We start from the raw sequence: 19,489 nt of genomic DNA, 5'->3' as shown, positions 1-19,489 counted from the left end.
CGGCTATGGACGTATTGGCACCTGAGCAGCGCCGAAGGTGTATGGCTTCAATCTCCGGCAAAAATACCAAGCCTGAGTTGATCGTTAGAAAGTTCCTATTTAGTTTAGGCTATCGCTACCGCCTGCATTATGCAAACCTTCCCGGCAAACCCGATTTGGTATTTCCCGGCAAAAGAAAAGTTATTTTCATACACGGCTGTTTTTGGCATCGGCACGACTGTAGCAAAGGAAAATCGCTGCCTAAAAATAACTCCGAATTCTGGCAGAAGAAGCTCTCAGATAATGTAATCAGAGATTCAAAAAATAGTAATGATTTAAAGAAATTGGGCTGGGACGTCTTTGTTGTCTGGACATGCGAATTAAAGAACGTAGAGCTACTAGCAATAAAATTAAATGTATATCTTCAAACGTAAGACGTTTTTTATTGACAGCAATATTCTTATATCTCTTTAAATCCGAACAGTTTCCATGAAATTAGCTTTCATCTAAGAAGCAGTTGAGAGAAATAACATAATGATTTTCAGTCTAAGCAGAGACTTAGGAGCGTCGCTAAATGACCATCGCCGACACCATTTACCAACACGTTAAAGCCCTACCGCATAGCAAAGCCTTGGAGGTTTTACATTTCGTCGAATTTCTGGAATCCAAACCCGATTCGGCACCGGACCCGGCAGCCAACGAAGCCTTGGCTGCTTTTCTACACAGTTTGCCGGCCGGCCGGCGTAGCGATGCAGAAATCAACGCCGAATTTCAAACCATGCGCGACGAATGGGATCAACCGTGAAACTGTTCCTGGACGCTTGCGCCGTCATTTATTTGATCGAGTCACACCAGGAACAAGGCCGAAAAACCCGCTTCCTGGTGGATGACTCTCGGAAATCGAGCGCGCAATTGGCCATATCCCGGCTGTCGTTTCTGGAATGCCGCGTGTTACCCCTGAAAACCAGGAACGCAGAATTATTGGACTGCTACGACCGATTTTTCCGATTACCGGGTTTGGAAATCGTCGAACTTGATGCCACGGTCATCGACATCGCCACCGAATTGCGAGCCAACCATCCTGGCGTGTTACGCACACCCGATGCTATCCAACTGGCCTGCGCGATAACATCCGGCGCCGACCAGTTTTTGACGGGGGATAAAAAACTGGCGGCTACTCAAGAAATAAAAGTCATTGTTGTATGATCTACAACACTATAACTCTTGCGCGTTGCTATAGCTCACTGATTACTTACTGGACACTATTGGTCGCTTTGTAGATTTGTGGAAAGTCGCGTTTGGATCATTCACATTCTCGGATAACTCGGTTTCCAAACCAAACGGCCAATATTGCTTCTATCGACGTTTTTATTGACCGGGCAGTCCTGGCGATTGGTGTGATTACGACAATTCCCGCATTGCTGAATCAGCAATTCCGCGCGCTCCAGGTCGCTTCCAGTTCTTCCAGATCCTCCGGCAATCCTCTTATTCTGCTACGCGCATCATGCAGGAGTGGCTAGATTGCGGCCGATACGGCCAAGCTGCAACGCCACAGCCATGCGTTTCAAGTCCTTACGGGCATAATGACGTTTACCGAACTCGGTTCGGTCGGAAGCAATCAGTCCGAGTTCCTCGTATAAGCAGGCCTACAAGCAAAACCACTCTTTTTTAAGGAACATCGATGTTTAACCATCTACCTTACAAACACCCATCGAAGCCTTGCCCATTCAGTATTAGTAGCTTGGTATGAGAACCTCCAGAATCTTGTTATTGCTGGGGGTTGCCGCATTGGTGGCGACTTTTTTTGCGCTGGATTTGCCGGACCATCTGACACTGGAAAATCTAAAAGCCCGGCAAGCCGGCATTGACGATTTCCGCCAGATTCACCCATGGCTGGCGGCGGCTCTTTATGCCGCGCTGTACATCGCGGTTACTGCGTTGTCATTACCGGGGGCGACGATATTGACGCTGGCCGGCGGCGCGGTGTTCGGTTTGCTCTGGGGGACGTTGATCGTCTCGTTTGCCTCCAGCATCGGCGCAACGCTGGCGTTTTTGGCTGCACGTTTCTTATTCCGAGACTGGGTCAAATCCCGCTTCGGCAGTCGTTTGCAGGCCATCGACGACGGCCTGAGCCGCGACGGTGCTGTTTATTTGTTTACCTTGCGCCTGGTACCTTTGTTCCCGTTCTTCATGATCAATCTGGCGATGGGTTTGACGCCCATCAAGACCAGGACTTTTTACTGGGTTAGCCAGTTAGGCATGCTGGCCGGCACACTGGTTTATGTTAATGCCGGCACCCGGTTGGCGAAAATCGACTCCCTATCCGCTATTCTCTCTCCTGCTTTGTTGGGTTCCTTTGCCTTGCTCGGTGTGTTTCCATTAGCGGCGAAGAAAATGCTCGAAGTCATTCAACAGCGCAAAGTCTACGCGCGCTGGAGCAAACCGGCGCGTTTCGACAACAACCTGATCGTCATCGGCGCCGGTGCCGGCGGCTTGGTGTCGGCTTATATCGCCGCAGCCGTCAAAGCCAAAGTCACGCTGATCGAAAAGCATAAAATGGGCGGCGACTGTCTGAACACCGGTTGCGTGCCCTCCAAGGCGTTGATCCGTTCGGCCAAGTTGCTGTCGCATATCAAACGTGCCAAGGAATTCGGCATTGCCAAAGCCGAAGCCGAGTTTGATTTCGCCCAAGTAATGGAGCGGGTACAACAGGTGATCAAAACCGTAGCGCCACACGATTCCATCGAGCGTTATAGCGAGTTGGGCGTGGATGTGATCGAAGGCTCGGCCAAAATAGTCTCACCCTGGGCGGTGGAAGTCACGACAGAAACCGGTGTGCAAACCCTCACCAGCCGCGCCATTGTCATCGCCGCCGGCGCTCGACCGTTCTTACCGCCGATTCCGGGACTAAAAAGCATCGATTATCTGACCTCGGATAACATCTGGGACTTGCGTGAATTACCCAAGCGCCTGTTGGTGTTGGGCGGCGGGCCTATAGGCTGCGAACTGGCACAAACCTTCGCTCGCTTGGGTAGTCAGGTTACGCAGGTGGAAATGGCGCCTCGCATCATGGCGCGGGAAGATCCGGAGGTATCCGAAATTGTCCAGGCTCGTTTCCAGGAGGAAGGCGTGGAAGTCAAAGTTCAGCATACAGCCAAGGAATTTATTGTCGAAAACGGCGAACACATTCTGCTGGCCGAACATGTCGGCAAGATGGTCAGGATTGCCTTTGATAAGGTGCTGGTGGCGCTTGGCCGCTTGGCCAATGTGCAGGGTTACGGCGTGGAAGAAATGGGCATCGCCCTGTCGCCGCGCCGTACCTTGGACACCAATCCATTTCAGCAAACCAATTATCCCAACATCTATGCGGTCGGCGACGTGGCCGGGCCGTACCAGTTTACCCACACCGCGGCGCATCAAGCCTGGCATGCGACGGTGAATGCGCTGTTTGGTCCCTTCAAAAAGTTTCGCACCGATTATTCGGTGATTCCCTGGTCGACCTTTACCGATCCGGAGGTGGCCCGCGTGGGTTTGAACGAGCAGGAGTCGCAAGCACAGAACATCGCGTATGAAGTCTCTACCTATGGCATTGATGACCTGGATAGAGCAATAGCCGACGGCGAGGCACACGGCTTCGTCAAAGTACTGACCGTGCCCGGTAAGGACAAAATCCTCGGCGTCACCATCGTTGGCGAACATGCCGGCGACTTACTGGCTGAATTTGTGCTGGCGATGAAGCACGGTATCGGTTTGAATAAAATCCTAGGCACTATTCATATCTATCCCACCTTGGCGGAAGCCAATAAGCATGTGGCGGGCGTCTGGAAGCGCAATCATGCCCCGCAAGGTCTGCTGAAATGGCTGGGCCGTTATCACGCTTGGCGGCGCAAGGTTTAAGCCATGCCAGCGATCTATCCCGACAGTGTGCTTATGATTTTTTGCAAAGCGCCGATTCCCGGCCAAGTCAAAACCCGGCTGCAACCAGCCTTAAGCGCGGAACAGGCTGCCGCAGCACACCGGCAACTGGCTTATATGACACTGGATCGCGCCTTCGAGCAGCCTTTGTGTGCGGTTGAATTGCATTGCGCGCCAGACGCCAGCCATGGCTTTTTTCAGGATTGTGCGCGGCGTTATCCGTTGACGCTCAAAGGGCAGTACGGAGCCGACTTGGGCGAACGCATGCACCAGGCCTTTAATGATGCCTTAGGCCGTTACCGCCATGCCTTGCTGATGGGTTGCGATTGCCCCAGTCTGTCGAGTGACGATCTGCTTCGCGCATCGGCGGTGTTACACGAAGGCCACGATGCGGTTATCGCACCGGCCGACGACGGCGGTTATGTGCTGATCGGCTTAAACGAAACACAGCCGGGACTGTTCAGCGACATGAGTTGGGGCCATGATCAGGTCATGGCCACCACGCGCAGTCGGGCAAATGAAATGGGTTTGAACCTTTACGAACTGGACAGCCAATGGGATGTGGACACTTACTCCGACTGGCTGCGTTATTCGGCTATGTAAACATTATGGGCAGAACCTAGCTTGATTCGCGTTATTGCTGGGAGGGGGGCGGAATTCAGGCATAGGCTGGAAAGCGAGAGCCCATGATTGAAGAGAACAGTTCACTGGCGATCGGCTCGTCGTCAATGTTGTGTAGCAAACCCGACAATTGAATATCTGCTGCGCTATTACTTTATGATTTTTAAGGACTTTTTATTGGCACAACGCTTGCTTTGGGGTTAATAGCCACTGCCGGCACGCTCTAGCTCCTCTGTAATCGGGAAGCTGAAATTTGATCGGCGATGAACTTCCATTCAACTGTTAACTTCCGGGACAGAATATGCCAGCCACTTTTCAACTTAAAACCAACGACGACAATCAATATTCCTTTTCGTTTGTGAACAGTAAGGGCGAGCTGATTCTGATCAGCGGCGATTACGACAACAAAGAAGAAGCTCTCCAGGGCATTAAAGAAGTGCGAACCGGCTCCTTAATGAGCAACCAGATTGCCGCCAGCAAGGTTCCTGAAGGCGATACTTTTTTTGTGATTAAAGATGCGACTGGCGCCATTATTGTCAAAAGCGTTTTATTCAACTCCAACATGGTATTCGACAATGCGCTGCACACGGTTAAAGACAATGCCTGCGTTGCCGAAATCGTCGATCTGACACTGTAAACTTGGGCTGAAAGCGCTGCTTTAATTTTTACATAGCGAAAATAGGTAAAGACAATATGGGTGTCGAGCTAAAAATTGTTCGAGAATTGGCCACGGTATGCGTTACTGCAAGCGAACTGGTGGCGATTGAAAATCTGATTAAAGGCGAACTGGCCAAGCCGGCATTCATCGAGCAATTCGACAAAATGGCAAACTCGATCAAGGAGTGTTACGGCATAAGCACCGCGAGTCTACAGACTTGGCTGGCGATGACCACCGAAACCGAGTTTTGCGAAAAATTCGATGCTGCCTATGCCCACCACAAAGCCACTTACCTCAGTATTACCAACCGGCCACGGGTGGCATCGGAGCGGGCTTACCTAGATTACATGCTGCTCCGGGAATTTAAGGAAACTCAAACCGCTTATCCGCTGCTAAAACTGACCTTCGCACGGTTGGATGAGTTTATCGATAAATGGATAACCAACGATGCCTGGCTGGCGATGTCCATCGAGAATTTGATAAAAATGCTCTATCGCTTTCTGACCGAGGTATCCGAGCTTAAGCAAAAAGACCCAACCGATGCATTCACTATTTATCAAACGCTGATGGCCGCGCTACGCCCGTATTGCGCCTTGCTTGAAAATAACTGGATAGTCCTGGAAGAACCCGTTGGGCAGACTGAAACGGCATAAAGCCATTTCAGAAACGCCGTTATGGGGTAGGGGACGGCATATTTAAGGGGCGCGTTGTTATTGGGCAAACAGCTTGCGTATCGTCCGCAGATTAATGCCCATCGCCACGGTCTCGGCCACCAATGCCGGCCAGGCCTGCCAGATGTAATCGTTGCTTATCCATGCAAGACTGGAAGCCAACAGCGCAACGCGCATGTGGCGATTGTTCAGGTAAAACAGAGCCAGTGTGGTGTTGATCACGGCAAAGGCCGGCAATAAAGAGACAGGGCCTTGCCAAGAGCATGCCGTAAGCCCGCTAAACAAAGCCACGAAGCCCGCCGCCGCCCAGTGCTTGTGCACACCTTTTTCCAAACGGCTGGACAGCAGGGTGCGCAGGGCGGTGCTGGCCATGGTCAAGCCGGCGGTCCAGGCATCCAGCAACAGGTATTGCGCGGCCCACAGCACGGCCCCGGCCGCGGACCAACGCCGAAACGCCACACCATCCGGCAGACAATAAGCCCGCCATTCCACCAGAATGCCAATCCCGCCAATCAGGTAGGCGAGATGCAGCAGATTCAAATCCAGTTGCAAGCGTTAAGCCTTACCGCTGAGCTTTGTAAGCGGGGAAATTCCATTAATGCGTTGCCGTTGCCCCGGCATATTTGAAAGGCAGGTACTCGGCTTTCCATAGATTGGCTTTAACGTAAGCTTCAAGATCGATGCCCACTAAATCCTGTCGCGTCGCGGAGCCGTCTTCCAGCGCTTTAGCCAATACCCGATTAGCCACAAATAAACTGACTTGCTTCAGCTCGCCCACCGGCGGGAAAATCAGATCGGCAGCCGAACATTTCTCCACGATGTAGTCAGCCAAGGCATAGGCTGACTCCAAGACCATCGCATCGCTAATCCGGCTGCACTCGCCCAACACCGCAGCAAAGCCTAAGCCCGGAAAAATAAAGGCATTATTGCCCTGGCCAATCGGATAACGCCGGCCTTGATATTCGACGTCGGCGAATGGGCTGCCGGTCGCGACCATCGCTGTGCCTTGCGTCCACGCCAAAATGTTTTCCGGCGTGGCTTCGCAATTGGCGGTGGGGTTGGATAAAGGGAAAATAATGGGCTGGGCGTGGTTTGCCGCCATGGTTTTGATCACAGTCTCGGTGAACAAACCCGGCACACCGGTCAGTCCAAGCAATACCGTCGGCTTGGCATGAGTGACCACCTCTAGCAGATTGGGTACCCTGTCGTCGGGAATACCCCAGTCGTGGTAACTTTCCTGAGTGTGCGACAGTGGCAATTTGTAGGCCTCGGTAGTGGCTTCCTTGACCACCAGACCATGCGCGTCGACCACGAAAATCCGCTGCAGAATTTGCTCCATGGTTAAACCTTCGCGCAGCATGCCTTTTTTAATGGTACTGGCCACGCCGAATCCGCCGGCACCGGCGCCCACCACCACCACGGTTTGGTCTGCGAGGGTTTCGCCTTTTTTATGGCAAGCCGAGAGCAGACCGGCCAAGGCCATCGCTCCCGTACCCTGGATGTCGTCGTTAAAACAGGGCAGCAGGTCTTTGTATTTAGCCAACAAATCGAAAGCGATGTTTTTCGCAAAATCTTCCCATTGGATAATGGCTTTGGGCCAGACTTTTTGTACCGCAGTAACAAATTTATCGACCAATTCGAAATAAGGCTGGTCGTGCAAACGCTTGCTATGCGCGCCCAGATAGAACGGATCGTCCAACAATTCGCTGCGGTTGGTGCCCACATCCAGATTGACCGGCAAGGTTTGAAACGGGCACATACCGCCGCCGACGGTATACAGCCCCAGTTTGCCGATGCAAATCGCCAAACCGCCCATGCCTTGGTCGCCGATACCCAAAATCGACGAAGAATCGGTCACCACAATCATGCGAATATCGTGTAACGGGTAGTTTTGCAAAATCGTTTCGGCCCGGTCGATGTTGGCTGCCGAAAAAGTCAAACCGCGCGTGCTAGTAAAGTTGGAACTGAATTGTTGCACCGCCAAGCCTATGGTCGGGGTGTAGACAACGGGCACCATTTCCTCCATATGCCGTTCCAACAGTGCATAAAACAGCACCTCGTTACGATCCTGCAGAGCCCGGAGAAATTGATACTTGGAAATATCGTTCGCTTGTTTTTGATAATTGACATACAACCGATCAAGTTGCTGTTCCATATCGGTCACTTGCGGTGGCAGCAAGCCGTCCAAGCCCAGTTCGATACGTTCCTGCACGCTAAACGCGGTGCCTTTGTTGGTGGCCGGCAGCCTGAGTAAGGTCACGCCCCGGATCGAAACCTCTACATATTTGTTACCGTCGGCATCTAGCCGGTAGTCGAAATAATCGCTTAGCGTTGTCATTAAGTTTCCTTGAAAATATTTGATCGAGATCCAGGGGCTAACCAGGAGCTCGAATAGCGCAAACTATGGCGCGTGTCCCCTTTATAACAGCCTAATCGGCGATGCGGTAGCCGAAAACACACTGAATAGGCACTTTTTTTGTCGCTTATAGTTGCCGTGTTTCAAGGCGGTGCAATTACTGAGTGTTTACCGCAAAAATGCCCCAGATTGGCGCTTGTGAGATGATGTTCAGCAGGCTTTGCTAAGAAACTTAACAACACTGTTCCCACGTGAATCAAGAAAATCTGTTTGGTCATCCCATCGGCTTGTTTGTGCTGTTTTTCACAGAAATGTGGGAGCGCTTTTCCTATTACGGCATGCGCGCTTTGCTGGTGTTGTATATGACCCAGCATTTAATTCAAGCCGCGCAAACCGATACCTTGGTATTCGGATTTGCGACGCTTCAAACTGGTTTGCAGGGATTGTTCGGGCCTTTGTCCACGCAAGCCCTGGCCTCGCAGATTTACGGCTTATATACAGGTGTGGTGTACTTCACCCCTCTGTTCGGCGGCATTTTGGCGGACCGGGTGTTGGGGCCGCGCAAATGCGTGATAGTGGGCAGCGTGTTGATGGCTATCGGCCATTTTTTGATGGCTGCCGAAGCGTTTTTCTTGTTGGCGCTGTTGTTTTTGATTTTAGGTAACGGCTGTTTCAAGCCCAACATTTCGACACAGGTGGGCAATTTATATCCCCCCGGCGATCCGCGCCGCGACGGCGCGTTTACGATTTTTTATATGGGCATCAACCTGGGCGCGTTTTTCTCGCCGTTGATCTGCGGCACCTTGGGGCAACGCTACGGCTGGCATTACGGCTTCGGCGCCGCCGGCTTCGGGATGCTAATGGGTTTGCTGGTCTATCTGTTTGGGCAAAAATATCTGGGAGCGGATCAATTTGTTAAACCGGCGGCCCACGTCATCAAGCCTGAACCGCTGACCATCAAAGAATGGCAGGCACTAGGCGGCTTGACGGCTTTAGCAGTGCTGAATATTTTGTTCTGGGCAGTTTACGAGCAACAAGGCAACACGCTGCAACTGTTCGCCGAGCACAACACCGATTGGCATATCTTCGGCTGGGAAATGCCCTCCACCTGGTTTCAATCCCTGAATCCGGCCTTTATATTCTTGTTGGTACCCTTGATCGACCATGTTTCCCGCTACCACGCGGACCAGGGGCGGCAAAGTTCCAGCGTTGGCAAAATGGCATTCGGCTCGATATTGTTAGGCGCGTCGTTTTTGGTACTGATTTTCGCGATCAGCGGTGTGCAATCCACCGAAAAAATCAGCTTTCTATGGCTGGCATTGTGTACCTTGATTTACACGCTAGGCGAACTTTATCTGTCGCCGGTTGGCTTGTCGCTGGTCAGTAAAGTCTCGCCGCCGCGCTTGGTAGGCATGCTAATGGGCATGTGGTTTCTGTCGACGTTTTTTGGCAATTATTTGTCTGGTTACATCGGCAGTTTTTACGAGCAAATGCCCAGACAGGATTTCTTTCTACTATTGGCGGCGATGGGCGGCGCTACCGGCTTAGCTATATGGGCGTTCAAACCGCTATTAAAAAGGGCGGTCGGGTCGGATTAACCATCATGTATCAGTGTTGGCTGCACATTTACCACTGACAGCTTTGGGGTAGGGGGCTGCGTTTAGTCGCTAGCTGGCAATTTTTGGATTCTTCTCAGGATTCTTTATCCGACCGGTTTTGCAGTTGTCGGTATGGCGATGCGTGGCTTTATTGCGGCAACGCGAGTACATCATCATATGAATGCCAATCGCTAGTCGTTTGCTCAAACAGAGCTGGTTGGTCAAACCTGTTGCGGTCGGGCCGGTAAAGCGGGCTCATCCTGATGGCAGATAGGATTGGTCTTATCTATGACGGCTTGACCACAGCCATACCATCCTTGCCGGCAGGTGTTAGCGCAGGCTTAAAGTCTTTGGAACCAGGGAATTCAATTCGAACTTCCGCTCAAATTGGATACGATGTGTCGCAAGTTGCTGATGTGGCGAATCAAGTCAGTAGACTGGCACCAATGACCTCTAATGCAGCTGTGCAAGGATCGCGTTATCACGGTGTGGTTGGAAACATGCACGGTGGTAATATCTTGAGTTATGTAGCGACCAATGCGTCTACGGGGGAGGCAAATCGTGTTTTGGGAGGTGCGGATATATCCATGGTCTGGTACAAATGGTTTATGGGCAGACCTTACCACAGCCGGTCAATGGGCGAAGCATGAAAGACAATATGGAGCAGGTTCTGGTATCCCTTTGATTTATGAATGCGGACAGGGTTTCACCAATGCTTGGAAATTAGACGCCGGCTTAGGAGTTGGCATAGCCGCACACAAATTGATGAAGTAGCTTTTTATAAACGATAAGGATAAGGCCAAGACACTAAGAAAAGGGATTTATTGGATAATCGTTGGCCGAGAGACCCGCTACGCGCCGTGGTTTCTCGGCCGCAAAAAAAGCTACAGACTCTTGCCGCCAACGAGAGAACAATTTATTGAGTTAGCTAAGGTTCGCAATGATCTGGAATTGGGGCCAAGCGAAACTGGTTCCAAAAGGGAAAAGGATGCTCTGGTCGTTGATCCTACGTGTAAAGCCAAAGGTAAGCTCATTTTGAACAGCGGTGCATGTTGGATCAAAAACCCCGATGCTGCGACATTAAGTCGGATGATTGAGTTAGCTCACGAACTTAATGGCAGGGTGGTTGATCATGCTGGTAGAGCTTATACCTCTCCTACCGAATATTATCTTCATCCAGAAGATAAAGAAGTGCTAGAAAATAGGGGATTAAAGCTTCCTAAATAAACGCGATAAGGTGCGCCTATAGGTATCTCGTTATACACAAGCCCGCGTAGATACTGTTATCCAAGTCAAGCCAAATGAATAGCCGAATCGAAGGGTTTGGCGGATTTTAAGACGCCGAACGCCACATGAATCAATTTTCGCATCATGGCACCGATAATGAGTTTATTGGGCTTACCGGCGCAGGCTAATCGGTTTCTGAATTGTTTTCCCCAGGCCGTTTTATAAAGTGTCACCATGGCAGGCATATACATGGCTTTTCGCAAGAACGAGTGGCCTATTTTGGAGAGTCTGGGTTTGCCCTTGATACTACTACCCGATTCGTATTGCCTTGGATCGAGTCCAGCGAAGGCGGCGGCCTGCCGGTGCGCGGGTCGTTGACTTGGGTCAGATTGAGCTTACCGGTACCGGTACCGGCATCGGCAACCACGGTTTGCGGCACGTATTTGTTGGTGGCGTGGTGGGTACAAGACCAGTTTCCCAACGATGGTAGTCGCGACGTCAAGCTTGTAGAATAATGTCTCAAAAAGCACGCTAATGCCCACTACCAGCTGCGCTCTGACCAATACCAGACAAGCCTGTCGTCAGCTACTAAACGAGGATTAAATATGCAACCGCAAGTTAAACATATGGTAGAGAAACTGGAACACCTCTCGCCGGATCGTTTGGCGGAAGTGGACGATTTTATTGACTTTTTACAACAACGCGATCAGGACAACCGTTTGCGGCGGGACTTCGCCCACCTCTCCGAAACCGCGTTCGCAAAGCTCTGGAACAACGACGAAGATGCTATCTACGACCAGCTATGACTTCGGCGATGTGGTTTTGGTAGCCTTTCCGTTCACCAATCTGCAAGCCACCAAGAAGCGTCCCGCCGTGATCGTCAGCCGCCAAAGCTATCAACAGAACCGGCCCGATGTGATTTTGATGGCCATCACCAGCCAGATCAGGCAACCTCTGACCACCGGCGAAGCCATTCTGCAAGACTGGCAGGCAGCAGGGTTGGCCAAACCCTCGGTGCTCAAGCCGTTGCTCGTTACCTTGGAGCAAACTCAGATCGTCAAGGTGATGGGGCGCTTGTCAATAACTGATCGTGAAGCGCTGGGCAAGGTACTTCAGACGATTTTGGGTGAGTAATGCGATGACGCCCGCGTAAGGCTCGCAACAGCCGAGTGGGTTATAGCGTAGTGGCTTCCGTCAGGCTGCGTTGCGGGTGCCTGACGAAATGGACTAAAACATACGGCGCAATAAGGCTCCGCCTATTGACGCCCTACCGATTGCGACTTACGGCCTTCATTTGGGAGATCTCCCCGGGTAAGGTGCTAAAACTTTCGGCCCGTGCCGCCAAGCTCTACCTGATGTGTCTTTCGGTAATGGTTGGATTTCGTGTCTCGTTGCACACTGATCGCCCACACCCGGCCTCACTGCTTGTTCGTGTTCCTGCGGTCGTGCTTTTGCTACGCGCTTCTTTCAGCTTGACCTCGCGGTTTCTACCTTGCGTTTCGCTACGGTTGTCATTACTGGCTCCGGTTATCACCTTTCAGATAACTAGTTTTAGCCCATGCCGGGCACACAACGATGCGCCTCCTTGCGTCGGCACATCTCATCGGGTTGCGACCTATAGCCTTTATTGTTTTCATAAACCAAAAATATTGGCCAACAAACTTTGTTGTTCCGCAGGTCGCATTTCGGTTGCCCATTCGGTCGGCCAAACCAGTTTGGGCAAGCCTAATTGCGCGGCATGTTGCTCTGCTTCCTCTCGACATAGCTCGACGCAATGAGAATCGGACATACGAGCCTGCAATAACTTAATTCTGGCCCAATGCGCTTTCTCCCAATCCCGTACAGGATATTTGGCTTTTGGACCGCAAACGTCAGCAAAATATTTTTCGAGCTTGTTCAAATAAGGCAAGGCAGATGGATCGCCCTGACATAAGTACCAGAACGCGATATACCAATTGACGGCCCAATGTTTTACGTGTTTGTTAAACCAAATTAACGCCTTGATTATCGCCTCATCATCAAGTGGTTGAATGAACGAGATTGGCGTTTCGGTTTCGATGCGTTCGATAACAAGCTTAGCAAAATCATTATCTAATTGAGTGTTTTCATCGAAATGCCAGTCTCTGGGTTGACGCAACCCATACAAGCTTGCCGTACATGTCATCACGATTTCTGTATTGTTGGCTCCCGCCACATATAGTGTAGGGATAATCTTTAAATACCCTCCTCGCCCAACATCCAAGCCAATCCATTGCACTATATGCCCCCGCATTCTAAGCACAGTTCTATTGCCATGTACTGCAGTATATTCATCTGGCAGCAATGGCAATAACTGTGTCTTTACAAACTTTGCAAGGTCTTTGGCTTTATACATATTCCCTATTTCAGAGCGCCGCCTAAAAGGTATCCGGAGTTGAAAGCAGCCCCACCACCAGACCAGCTTCCCGGTCTGGGGACATTATGTCCGCCTGCGGTAACTGTATACACGGGAGTTCCTGCTGGTAGATTACTGTTATACCGATTCATCTGGGCATTGGAAATCCCTGATTGATCGGTCTTCAAGTCATAAACGGCAGTAGGACTGTTTACATTACCTAATACGGCGTCAGGATTTGAGCTTCCTTTAGGCCTATAACTACCATCCAAATGACCGCCGACATATGAAGTTTCACCAGAAATGGACTTACCAGCGGCACCATTGTTCAAAAGTGTGTCGAACTCTTTATGTACCTTCATTCCATAGCTTTGTGCAGTTCCCCCCGCAGAAACGGCATTACCGGCTTGTTGAGCGACATCCACCAGCTTGTTGCCGGCACGATAGGCTTGTCCTGCTCCTGTAGCGAATGGAATTGCCGCACCTGCGATGTCGGCCGCTAACGCACCGGTATGCACGGCCCAATTAGCGCCGCCATTCGCATAAATATCGTAGCCTAATACCCCGATGTCATACGCTATAAATCCAATATCCAACAGTGTATCAGGCGTGAAAAACTGTCCTGACGGATCCCTCCGGTTAAACGGATTATTCCCCACATAGGCATACAGATTCAAGCCATCCTGGTAGCCAATCGGATCGGTCTGCAAGAACCGGCCGATGGCGGGCGAGTACATCCGCGCTTTGTAGTAGTACAGGTTGAGCGGGCCAATCAGCTGCTGGCCGGTGTAGCGGAAGCGGACGCCGGTGGTGGCATTCGGTTCGCCGTAAGGGCCGTAGCTCAAGGTGGCGGTACTGGTGCCGGCACTGTTGGCGGTGGCGACGATGCTGCCTTGGTGGTCGCTGTACAACCAGGTTTTGTTGGTGGTGACGGCGCCTTCGTACCAGACTAAGGGTTGGTCAACGCCAGGGCCGTGTACGTAGCGTCTCAGCAGGGTGCCGGTGCTGTTGTATTCAGCCACCAGGTCGCTGCCGTCGTAGCTCAGGTTGGTGACGACACCCGCCAGGGTGGTTTGGCTCAAGCGGCCGGCGCCGTCGTAGGCCAGGCTGTTGGCCGAGCCGGTTTTGTTGGCGCTGGTCAGTTGGTTGTCGAGGTTGTAAGCGTAGGTCCACACCCCATCGCCACCCAGGTTGCCGTTGGCGTCGTAGCTCAGGGTGCTGCCGGCGGCCGTGGCGTATTGGTTCAGGCCGTTGGCGGTGTAGCTGCGCGTGCCGTTGGTGTAGCCGGTCCATTGGTAGCTGTTGTTGGTCCAGCTGGCCGCTTTGATGTCTTGCACCTGGTTGCGGGTGTAGCTCCAGGTGTTGTCCTGGGCGGTGCCGGCCAGGTTTTGGGTCAGGCTGGCCAACGCCGATTGCGCGTCGTAGCCGGTGACGGTGGTGCGCCGCGACAGGTCGTCGTAGGCGTAGCTGGCCAGACTGACGGTGCCGTTCTCCAGCAGGGCGGTCGGCCGGTTGAGGGCGTCGTAGCTGGCGGTAATGTAGAACGCGGTGGCTTCCGGCCAGGTGGTGCGGGTGCGGTTGCCGGCCGGGTCGTACTGGTAGGCCAGGGTTTTGCCGCCGGCGGTGGTGCTGGTCAGGCGGCCGGCGTTGTCGTAGACGTAGCCGATGGCGTAGCCGGTTTTGTTGGCGGCGGTTTTACGGCCCAACAGGTCGTAACTGAAGCTGATGTTGTCGGCGGCGGTCGGATAGGTCCGGCTCAGCAAACGGTTGAGGTTGTCGTAGGCCAAGGTGATGCTTTGACCGTTACGTTTGCGCAAGCTGGTGACGTTGCTGTTGGCGTCGTAGGCCACTTGTTCGAAGTCGGTCGCCGAGGAGGCGCCGGCGGTGACTTTGTCCGGATACAGGGTTTTCAGTTTCCGGTCGTGACCGTCGTATTGGTAGGTGGTCAGCTGGTTTTTGGCATCCTTAACGGTGAGCGGCAGGCCGTTGTTGCTGTAGGTGTAGTTCGCGTAGTTCTGCGCGATACCGTTGCCCACGGCTTTTTTGAGGATCTGTACACTGTCATCGCTGTTGTAGACGGTCTGGGTGACGCAGTTGCCGCCGTCGGCCGCCGGCAGGTTCTCGGTCAGGGTGCTCAGGCGATCCAGCTTGTCGTAGACGTAGTCGGCGACGGTGACCGGGGCGGCCGCAGCCGGACAGGTGGTGTCGGCCGTGGTGGTGCCAGGACCCCAGGCTTTCAGCAGTTTGCCGCTCGGGGTGTAGCTGTTGCAGGACACCAGCCATTGGGTACCGATCTGCGCGGCGCTGCGGATCAGACGGCCATCGGCGTCGTAGGCTTGCTTGGTCAGTTTGCCCAGAGCGTTGGTCAGCTGTATCGGCCGCCGTTGGTTGTCGTAAGCGGTGGCCACGGTGTCGGTGACGTCGGTGCGCGGGCCGTTGACTTGGGTCAGGTTACGGCGCGTATTTGTTGGTGGAATAATTTCATTGAATGACGGTAACCCTTAGGTTACTATCGGGCATGATTCAGATTCACGAATATACCGATACGAATGGTCGCAGTCCTTTCGCGGATTGGTTTAATGATCTTGATGCATCTGTTGCCGCCAAGATAGCAACCGCGATTATTCGGCTGGAACAGGGGAATTTCTCGAATGCCAAAGGTGTCGGTGCCGGCGTATCAGAATTTCGCATCGATTCTGGACCAGGGTACAGAATTTATTTTGGCAAAGATGGCGGGCGACTTGTGATCCTGCTGGCGGGCGGTACAAAGAAGCGGCAACAACAAGACATCGAGAATGCACAAGCCAGATGGACTGATTACAAACAGCGCAAACGCCAAAGAGGTGACAAATGACTTTAACCCGCAATTTCAAAGATACTGTGATAGCGCGTATCGGGCAAGATACGGAATTTCGCGACGCATTATTGCGAGAAGGGATTGAATGCCTTTTGTCCGGGGATGTGGATACCGGCAAGGCCATTTTACGAGATTATATCAACGCAACGATTGGCTTTGAGCGACTTGGCGAGGTCACCAATACTCCACCCAAAAGCCTGATGCGCATGTTTAGCCAGAAAGGCAATCCACAAGCTAGAAATCTCTTTGCTGTTATCTCTCAGCTCCAAACCCAAAGTGGCGTTCACTTTGAAGTCAGAGCGGTGTAATAAGGTTGTTCGGATCGCATTATACCGTTGCCCACGGCTTTTTTGAGGATCTGTACACTGTCATCGCTGTTGTAGACGGTCTGGGTGACGCAGTTGCCGCCGTCGGCCGCCGGCAGGTTTTCGGTCAGGGTGCTCAGGCGATCCAGCTTGTCGTAGACGTAGTCGGCGACGGTGACCGGGGCGGCCGCAGCCGGACAGGTGGTGTCGGCCGTGGTGGTGCCAGGACCCCAGGCTTTCAGCAGTTTGCCGCTCGGGGTGTAGCTGCTGCAGGACACCAGCCATTGGGTACCGATCTGCGCGGCGCTGCGGATCAGACGGCCGTCGGCGTCGGTGCGCGGGCCGTTGACTTGGGTCAAGTTGGTGGCGAAGGCGTCCAGCCTGTAGAATAGTGTCCCAGAAGGTACGCCATGTGCACACTACCCTGACCAATGCCGGACAAGCCTAGAATGCCATCAGCGACTAAAGGAGAAGTTCACCATGCAACTACACACCGCTAAACAAGAAGCCCTTGCTACCATTCAGCGTTTACCAGATACCGCCGACATGGAGGAAATTATGTACCGGCTCTATGTGCTGGAAAACATCCGGCGCGGCCAACAAGACGCCGAACAGCGCAAGACCACACCCGCCGAACAGGTACTGAGAGATATTCAGGCGTGGTAAAGTGGACCGATCACGCATTGGCCCAACTTCGTCACATTCACGACTATATTGCGCAGGATTCACCTCTATATGCCAAGCGGGTGACTGAAGCGCTGGTTAGTAAAACGATTGGACTAGATAAACTGCCCCACCTTGGCCGGACGGTGCCGGAACTGAGCGACGAGGCTGTGCGTGAACTCTCGCTCTATTCTTACCGCATTCTTTACGAGATCAAAACGACGCATATCGAAGTGCTCGCGGTCATTCATAAACGCCGAGACTTACAGCCTGACGAGATACTGCGCGAGCAGTGACTTAGAACGGGGGGTGGCTTCCGGCCAGGTGGTGAGGGTGCCGGCCGGAACTGGCTAAAACATACGGCTTCGCTTATTGATGTCCTATCGATTGCGACTTACGACCTTGATTGCCGCCGAGGTCGCCGTTGGCGTCATAAATCGGAACACGGCTAACGCCACTTCCGACTTACGGCCTCCGTCGGCCTTGTTTTGAATCCGCCCTCTCTAATATCCAGGATAAACGAAATCATATTCCCCGGTTCGCATCCGATGCGCTATATCAAAAGGATTTACAACCAAACCGATTTCAGCGTTTTGATTGTCGCCCTCTAATTTGCCTACCCGTCTAAATTCCTCATTGATTTTCCAGACATACCAATTATTAGATATTTTCACTGGCTCCTCGCCAAGTTTATGACCATGATCATTGGTGCCTCTGAAAAGCGCATTGACTTCGCCATCAAATGGTACTTTACCTACCTTCTCCCAAACGCCCAACTTGACACCCAAATTAGTCACACAGTGGGCATAAAAGATAACTTCATCTTTAACAATTTCGGCCAAGTTAGGCTTTTCGTCAATAGGGTACGTTTTTTTAAACGCCCTAATGACATCACTGTTTAGCTGTGTCAGATCATTAGCAATATATTGAAAGTATTGCTTAGTTCTGTCGTCGACTTTGACGCAAAATATATCCCCGATTTTAGTAACGACTCTTGCCATAATAATCCATACTGCATTGCTTTTAATTTTTACCGGGAGCAATCGAATTGATTTTATTCAAAAGCTGTCCACCATCTTTTCCTAAACCGTATTTATCGATCAACTGTTGTTCAATCACTTTGGCTTCGCTTCTCAATAAATTTACAGCGCCATCGATAACGTCATACCTCAAAAATTCCTTACCTGTTCCTATTGAATTGAGATGTTCGTTAAATCTAATCGCGGCATCTCGCATGGTAATACCGACATATCTAACGACACCGGCCGAATCAAGTCCTTGGTAAACCACGTTGGTCACGCTGTTGGTGACTTTACCCACAGAGCCAATGCCGACAAAATTCATCGCAAAATCGAATTCTTTCTGTACAGTCTCCGGTGTTCTAGTCGACGAATAATTTGCAGGTACCGGCGGAAACGAGGTGAGATCTCCACCAATTTTCCCCGCCAGCATCCTTGCATCAGCAGCAATCAACCCGCTCGGATCATTGCGATTAAACGGATTATTCCCCACATAGGCATACAGATTCAAGCCATCCTGGTAGCCAATCGGATCGGTCTGCAAGAACCGGCCGATGGCGGGCGAGTACATCCGCGCTTTGTAGTAGTACAGGTTGAGCGGGCCAATCAGCTGCTGGCCGGTGTAGCGGAAGCGGACGCCGGTGGTGGCATTCGGTTCGCCGTAAGGGCCGTAGCTCAAGGTGGCGGTACTGGTGCCGGCACTGTTGGCGGTGGCGACGATGCTGCCTTGGTGGTCGCTGTACAACCAGGTTTTGTTGGTGGTGACGGCGCCTTCGTACCAGACTAAGGGTTGGTCAACGCCAGGGCCGTGTACGTAGCGTCTCAGCAGGGTGCCGGTGCTGTTGTATTCAGCCACCAGGTCGCTGCCGTCGTAGCTCAGGTTGGTGACGACACCCGCCAGGGTGGTTTGGCTCAAGCGGCCGGCGCCGTCGTAGGCCAGGCTGTTGGCCGAGCCGGTTTTGTTGGCGCTGGTCAGTTGGTTGTCGAGGTTGTAAGCGTAGGTCCACACCCCATCGCCACCCAGGTTGCCGTTGGCGTCGTAGCTCAGGGTGCTGCCGGCGGCCGTGGCGTATTGGTTCAGGCCGTTGGCGGTGTAGCTGCGCGTGCCGTTGGTGTAGCCGGTCCATTGGTAGCTGTTGTTGGTCCAGCTGGCCGCTTTGATGTCTTGCACCTGGTTGCGGGTGTAGCTCCAGGTGTTGTCCTGGGCGGTGCCGGCCAGGTTTTGGGTCAGGCTGGCCAACGCCGA

The 19,489-nt window shown here is 52.4% G+C and carries 23 protein-coding genes and 1 pseudogene; 16 read left to right on the top strand and 8 right to left on the bottom strand.

Annotated features, from left to right (window positions below):
* Positions 1-5 precede the first annotated feature (5 nt).
* From ACMXD4_RS16860 to ACMXD4_RS16830, 7 genes are all read left to right on the top strand, one after another.
* Entirely contained in the window at positions 6-413 is a 408-nt protein-coding gene (locus tag ACMXD4_RS16860; protein ID WP_415878843.1) for a very short patch repair endonuclease, read from the top strand.
* Between the two features lie 140 nt (positions 414-553).
* On the top strand, positions 554-784 hold the full coding sequence (locus ACMXD4_RS16855; RefSeq protein WP_415878842.1) for a DUF2281 domain-containing protein: 231 nt from the start codon (positions 554-556) through the stop codon (positions 782-784).
* Positions 781-1,185: a type II toxin-antitoxin system VapC family toxin gene (locus ACMXD4_RS16850; protein WP_415878841.1), complete on the top strand. Its 405-nt coding sequence runs from the start codon at positions 781-783 to the stop codon at positions 1,183-1,185. Before ACMXD4_RS16855 ends, ACMXD4_RS16850 begins: the two co-directional genes overlap by 4 nt.
* Positions 1,186-1,725: 540 nt before the next feature.
* Complete coding sequence (locus tag ACMXD4_RS16845; RefSeq protein ID WP_415878840.1) at positions 1,726-3,876, top strand: FAD-dependent oxidoreductase; 2,151 nt, start codon at positions 1,726-1,728, stop codon at positions 3,874-3,876.
* A gap of 33 nt (positions 3,877-3,909) precedes the next feature.
* The gene (locus ACMXD4_RS16840) at positions 3,910-4,497 is read left to right on the top strand and encodes a TIGR04282 family arsenosugar biosynthesis glycosyltransferase (RefSeq protein ID WP_415878839.1); all 588 of its coding nucleotides are present in this window, start codon (positions 3,910-3,912) and stop codon (positions 4,495-4,497) included.
* 319 nt (positions 4,498-4,816) lie between these two features.
* Positions 4,817-5,152, top strand: a complete 336-nt coding sequence (locus ACMXD4_RS16835; protein ID WP_319962529.1) for a DUF1508 domain-containing protein — start codon at positions 4,817-4,819, stop codon at positions 5,150-5,152.
* Between the two features lie 56 nt (positions 5,153-5,208).
* Entirely contained in the window at positions 5,209-5,826 is a 618-nt protein-coding gene (locus ACMXD4_RS16830) for a hypothetical protein (RefSeq protein WP_415878838.1), read from the top strand.
* Between the two features lie 57 nt (positions 5,827-5,883).
* Here ACMXD4_RS16830 and ACMXD4_RS16825 read toward each other — a convergent pair whose 3' ends face one another.
* Both ACMXD4_RS16825 and ACMXD4_RS16820 read right to left on the bottom strand, forming a co-directional pair.
* A complete protein-coding gene (locus ACMXD4_RS16825) occupies positions 5,884-6,396 on the bottom strand; it encodes a YgjV family protein (protein WP_415878837.1) in 513 nt (170 codons plus the stop codon).
* A 43-nt stretch (positions 6,397-6,439) separates the two neighbouring features.
* On the bottom strand, positions 6,440-8,182 hold the full coding sequence (locus ACMXD4_RS16820; protein WP_415878836.1) for an NAD-dependent malic enzyme: 1,743 nt from the start codon (positions 8,180-8,182) through the stop codon (positions 6,440-6,442).
* A gap of 269 nt (positions 8,183-8,451) precedes the next feature.
* Here ACMXD4_RS16820 and ACMXD4_RS16815 point away from each other — a divergent pair, with 269 nt between their 5' ends.
* On the top strand, positions 8,452-9,798 hold the full coding sequence (locus tag ACMXD4_RS16815) for a peptide MFS transporter (RefSeq protein WP_415878835.1): 1,347 nt from the start codon (positions 8,452-8,454) through the stop codon (positions 9,796-9,798).
* Between the two features lie 894 nt (positions 9,799-10,692).
* Positions 10,693-11,025 carry a hypothetical protein gene (locus ACMXD4_RS16810; protein ID WP_415878834.1) on the top strand — a complete coding sequence of 111 codons (333 nt, stop codon included), beginning with the start codon at positions 10,693-10,695 and terminating at the stop codon, positions 11,023-11,025.
* A gap of 65 nt (positions 11,026-11,090) precedes the next feature.
* Here the strand turns inward: ACMXD4_RS16810 and ACMXD4_RS16805 are convergent.
* Positions 11,091-11,387, bottom strand: a pseudogene (locus tag ACMXD4_RS16805) (transposase); the annotation flags it as partial.
* Here ACMXD4_RS16805 and ACMXD4_RS16800 point away from each other — a divergent pair.
* The 3 genes from ACMXD4_RS16800 (at position 11,349) to ACMXD4_RS16790 (ending at position 12,159) form a co-directional block, all read left to right on the top strand.
* On the top strand, positions 11,349-11,540 hold the full coding sequence (locus ACMXD4_RS16800; protein ID WP_415878833.1) for a hypothetical protein: 192 nt from the start codon (positions 11,349-11,351) through the stop codon (positions 11,538-11,540). The pseudogene ACMXD4_RS16805 and the gene ACMXD4_RS16800 sit on opposite strands and share 39 nt — an antisense overlap.
* Before the next feature lie 90 nt (positions 11,541-11,630).
* Positions 11,631-11,831, top strand: coding sequence for a toxin-antitoxin system, antitoxin component, Xre family protein (locus ACMXD4_RS16795; protein ID WP_415878832.1), 201 nt, complete (start codon positions 11,631-11,633; stop codon positions 11,829-11,831).
* Positions 11,809-12,159, top strand: a complete 351-nt coding sequence (locus ACMXD4_RS16790) for a type II toxin-antitoxin system PemK/MazF family toxin (protein ID WP_415878831.1) — start codon at positions 11,809-11,811, stop codon at positions 12,157-12,159. The genes ACMXD4_RS16795 and ACMXD4_RS16790 overlap by 23 nt, the downstream gene beginning before the upstream one ends.
* A gap of 499 nt (positions 12,160-12,658) precedes the next feature.
* Here ACMXD4_RS16790 and ACMXD4_RS16785 read toward each other — a convergent pair whose 3' ends face one another.
* Positions 12,659-13,399, bottom strand: a complete 741-nt coding sequence (locus ACMXD4_RS16785) for a hypothetical protein (RefSeq protein ID WP_415878830.1) — start codon at positions 13,397-13,399, stop codon at positions 12,659-12,661.
* Between the two features lie 5 nt (positions 13,400-13,404).
* The gene (locus ACMXD4_RS16780; protein ID WP_415878829.1) at positions 13,405-15,807 is read right to left on the bottom strand and encodes an RHS repeat-associated core domain-containing protein; all 2,403 of its coding nucleotides are present in this window, start codon (positions 15,805-15,807) and stop codon (positions 13,405-13,407) included.
* A 110-nt stretch (positions 15,808-15,917) separates the two neighbouring features.
* Between ACMXD4_RS16780 and ACMXD4_RS16775 the strand changes: the two genes are divergently transcribed.
* The gene (locus ACMXD4_RS16775; protein WP_415878828.1) at positions 15,918-16,253 is read left to right on the top strand and encodes a type II toxin-antitoxin system RelE/ParE family toxin; all 336 of its coding nucleotides are present in this window, start codon (positions 15,918-15,920) and stop codon (positions 16,251-16,253) included.
* Entirely contained in the window at positions 16,250-16,564 is a 315-nt protein-coding gene (locus tag ACMXD4_RS16770) for a transcriptional regulator (protein WP_415878827.1), read from the top strand. The genes ACMXD4_RS16775 and ACMXD4_RS16770 overlap by 4 nt, the downstream gene beginning before the upstream one ends.
* Here ACMXD4_RS16770 and ACMXD4_RS16765 read toward each other — a convergent pair.
* Positions 16,540-16,920 (bottom strand): hypothetical protein, encoded by a 381-nt coding sequence (locus tag ACMXD4_RS16765; protein ID WP_415878826.1) that lies wholly within the window; start codon positions 16,918-16,920, stop codon positions 16,540-16,542. The genes ACMXD4_RS16770 and ACMXD4_RS16765 overlap by 25 nt on opposite strands.
* 121 nt (positions 16,921-17,041) lie before the next feature.
* On the opposite strand from ACMXD4_RS16765, the gene ACMXD4_RS16760 reads away from it, so the two are divergent.
* On the top strand, positions 17,042-17,227 hold the full coding sequence (locus tag ACMXD4_RS16760; RefSeq protein WP_415878825.1) for a hypothetical protein: 186 nt from the start codon (positions 17,042-17,044) through the stop codon (positions 17,225-17,227).
* Positions 17,228-17,244: 17 nt separating this feature from the next.
* Positions 17,245-17,520, top strand: coding sequence for a type II toxin-antitoxin system RelE/ParE family toxin (locus ACMXD4_RS16755; RefSeq protein WP_415878824.1), 276 nt, complete (start codon positions 17,245-17,247; stop codon positions 17,518-17,520).
* Between the two features lie 207 nt (positions 17,521-17,727).
* Here ACMXD4_RS16755 and ACMXD4_RS16750 read toward each other — a convergent pair whose 3' ends face one another.
* Both ACMXD4_RS16750 and ACMXD4_RS16745 read right to left on the bottom strand, forming a co-directional pair.
* Positions 17,728-18,225 (bottom strand): Imm26 family immunity protein, encoded by a 498-nt coding sequence (locus tag ACMXD4_RS16750; protein ID WP_415878823.1) that lies wholly within the window; start codon positions 18,223-18,225, stop codon positions 17,728-17,730.
* Positions 18,226-18,247: 22 nt separating this feature from the next.
* On the bottom strand, positions 18,248-19,483 hold the full coding sequence (locus tag ACMXD4_RS16745; RefSeq protein ID WP_415878822.1) for an RHS repeat-associated core domain-containing protein: 1,236 nt from the start codon (positions 19,481-19,483) through the stop codon (positions 18,248-18,250).
* Between the last annotated feature and the right edge of the window lie 6 nt (positions 19,484-19,489).

The organism is Methylomonas sp. TEB (assembly GCF_047777895.1).
Taxonomy (GTDB): domain Bacteria; phylum Pseudomonadota; class Gammaproteobacteria; order Methylococcales; family Methylomonadaceae; genus Methylomonas.
The sequence above is the reverse complement of the archived record's forward strand: the minus strand, read 5'-3'. Positions and strand labels throughout refer to the sequence as shown.

What these genes read in the sequence shown, in the direction of transcription:
- ACMXD4_RS16860 (WP_415878843.1), top strand. Translation starts at nt 6, where the DNA reads ATGGACGTATTGGCACCTGAGCAGCGCCGAAGGTGTATGGCTTCAATC.
- ACMXD4_RS16855 (WP_415878842.1), top strand. Translation starts at nt 554, where the DNA reads ATGACCATCGCCGACACCATTTACCAACACGTTAAAGCCCTACCGCAT.
- ACMXD4_RS16845 (WP_415878840.1), top strand. Translation starts at nt 1,726, where the DNA reads ATGAGAACCTCCAGAATCTTGTTATTGCTGGGGGTTGCCGCATTGGTG.
- ACMXD4_RS16840 (WP_415878839.1), top strand. Translation starts at nt 3,910, where the DNA reads ATGATTTTTTGCAAAGCGCCGATTCCCGGCCAAGTCAAAACCCGGCTG.
- ACMXD4_RS16835 (WP_319962529.1), top strand. Translation starts at nt 4,817, where the DNA reads ATGCCAGCCACTTTTCAACTTAAAACCAACGACGACAATCAATATTCC.
- ACMXD4_RS16830 (WP_415878838.1), top strand. Translation starts at nt 5,209, where the DNA reads ATGGGTGTCGAGCTAAAAATTGTTCGAGAATTGGCCACGGTATGCGTT.
- ACMXD4_RS16820 (WP_415878836.1), bottom strand. Translation starts at nt 8,182, where the DNA reads ATGACAACGCTAAGCGATTATTTCGACTACCGGCTAGATGCCGACGGT.
- ACMXD4_RS16795 (WP_415878832.1), top strand. Translation starts at nt 11,631, where the DNA reads ATGCAACCGCAAGTTAAACATATGGTAGAGAAACTGGAACACCTCTCG.
- ACMXD4_RS16790 (WP_415878831.1), top strand. Translation starts at nt 11,809, where the DNA reads ATGCTATCTACGACCAGCTATGACTTCGGCGATGTGGTTTTGGTAGCC.
- ACMXD4_RS16785 (WP_415878830.1), bottom strand. Translation starts at nt 13,399, where the DNA reads ATGTATAAAGCCAAAGACCTTGCAAAGTTTGTAAAGACACAGTTATTG.
- ACMXD4_RS16775 (WP_415878828.1), top strand. Translation starts at nt 15,918, where the DNA reads ATGATTCAGATTCACGAATATACCGATACGAATGGTCGCAGTCCTTTC.
- ACMXD4_RS16770 (WP_415878827.1), top strand. Translation starts at nt 16,250, where the DNA reads ATGACTTTAACCCGCAATTTCAAAGATACTGTGATAGCGCGTATCGGG.
- ACMXD4_RS16760 (WP_415878825.1), top strand. Translation starts at nt 17,042, where the DNA reads ATGCAACTACACACCGCTAAACAAGAAGCCCTTGCTACCATTCAGCGT.
- ACMXD4_RS16750 (WP_415878823.1), bottom strand. Translation starts at nt 18,225, where the DNA reads ATGGCAAGAGTCGTTACTAAAATCGGGGATATATTTTGCGTCAAAGTC.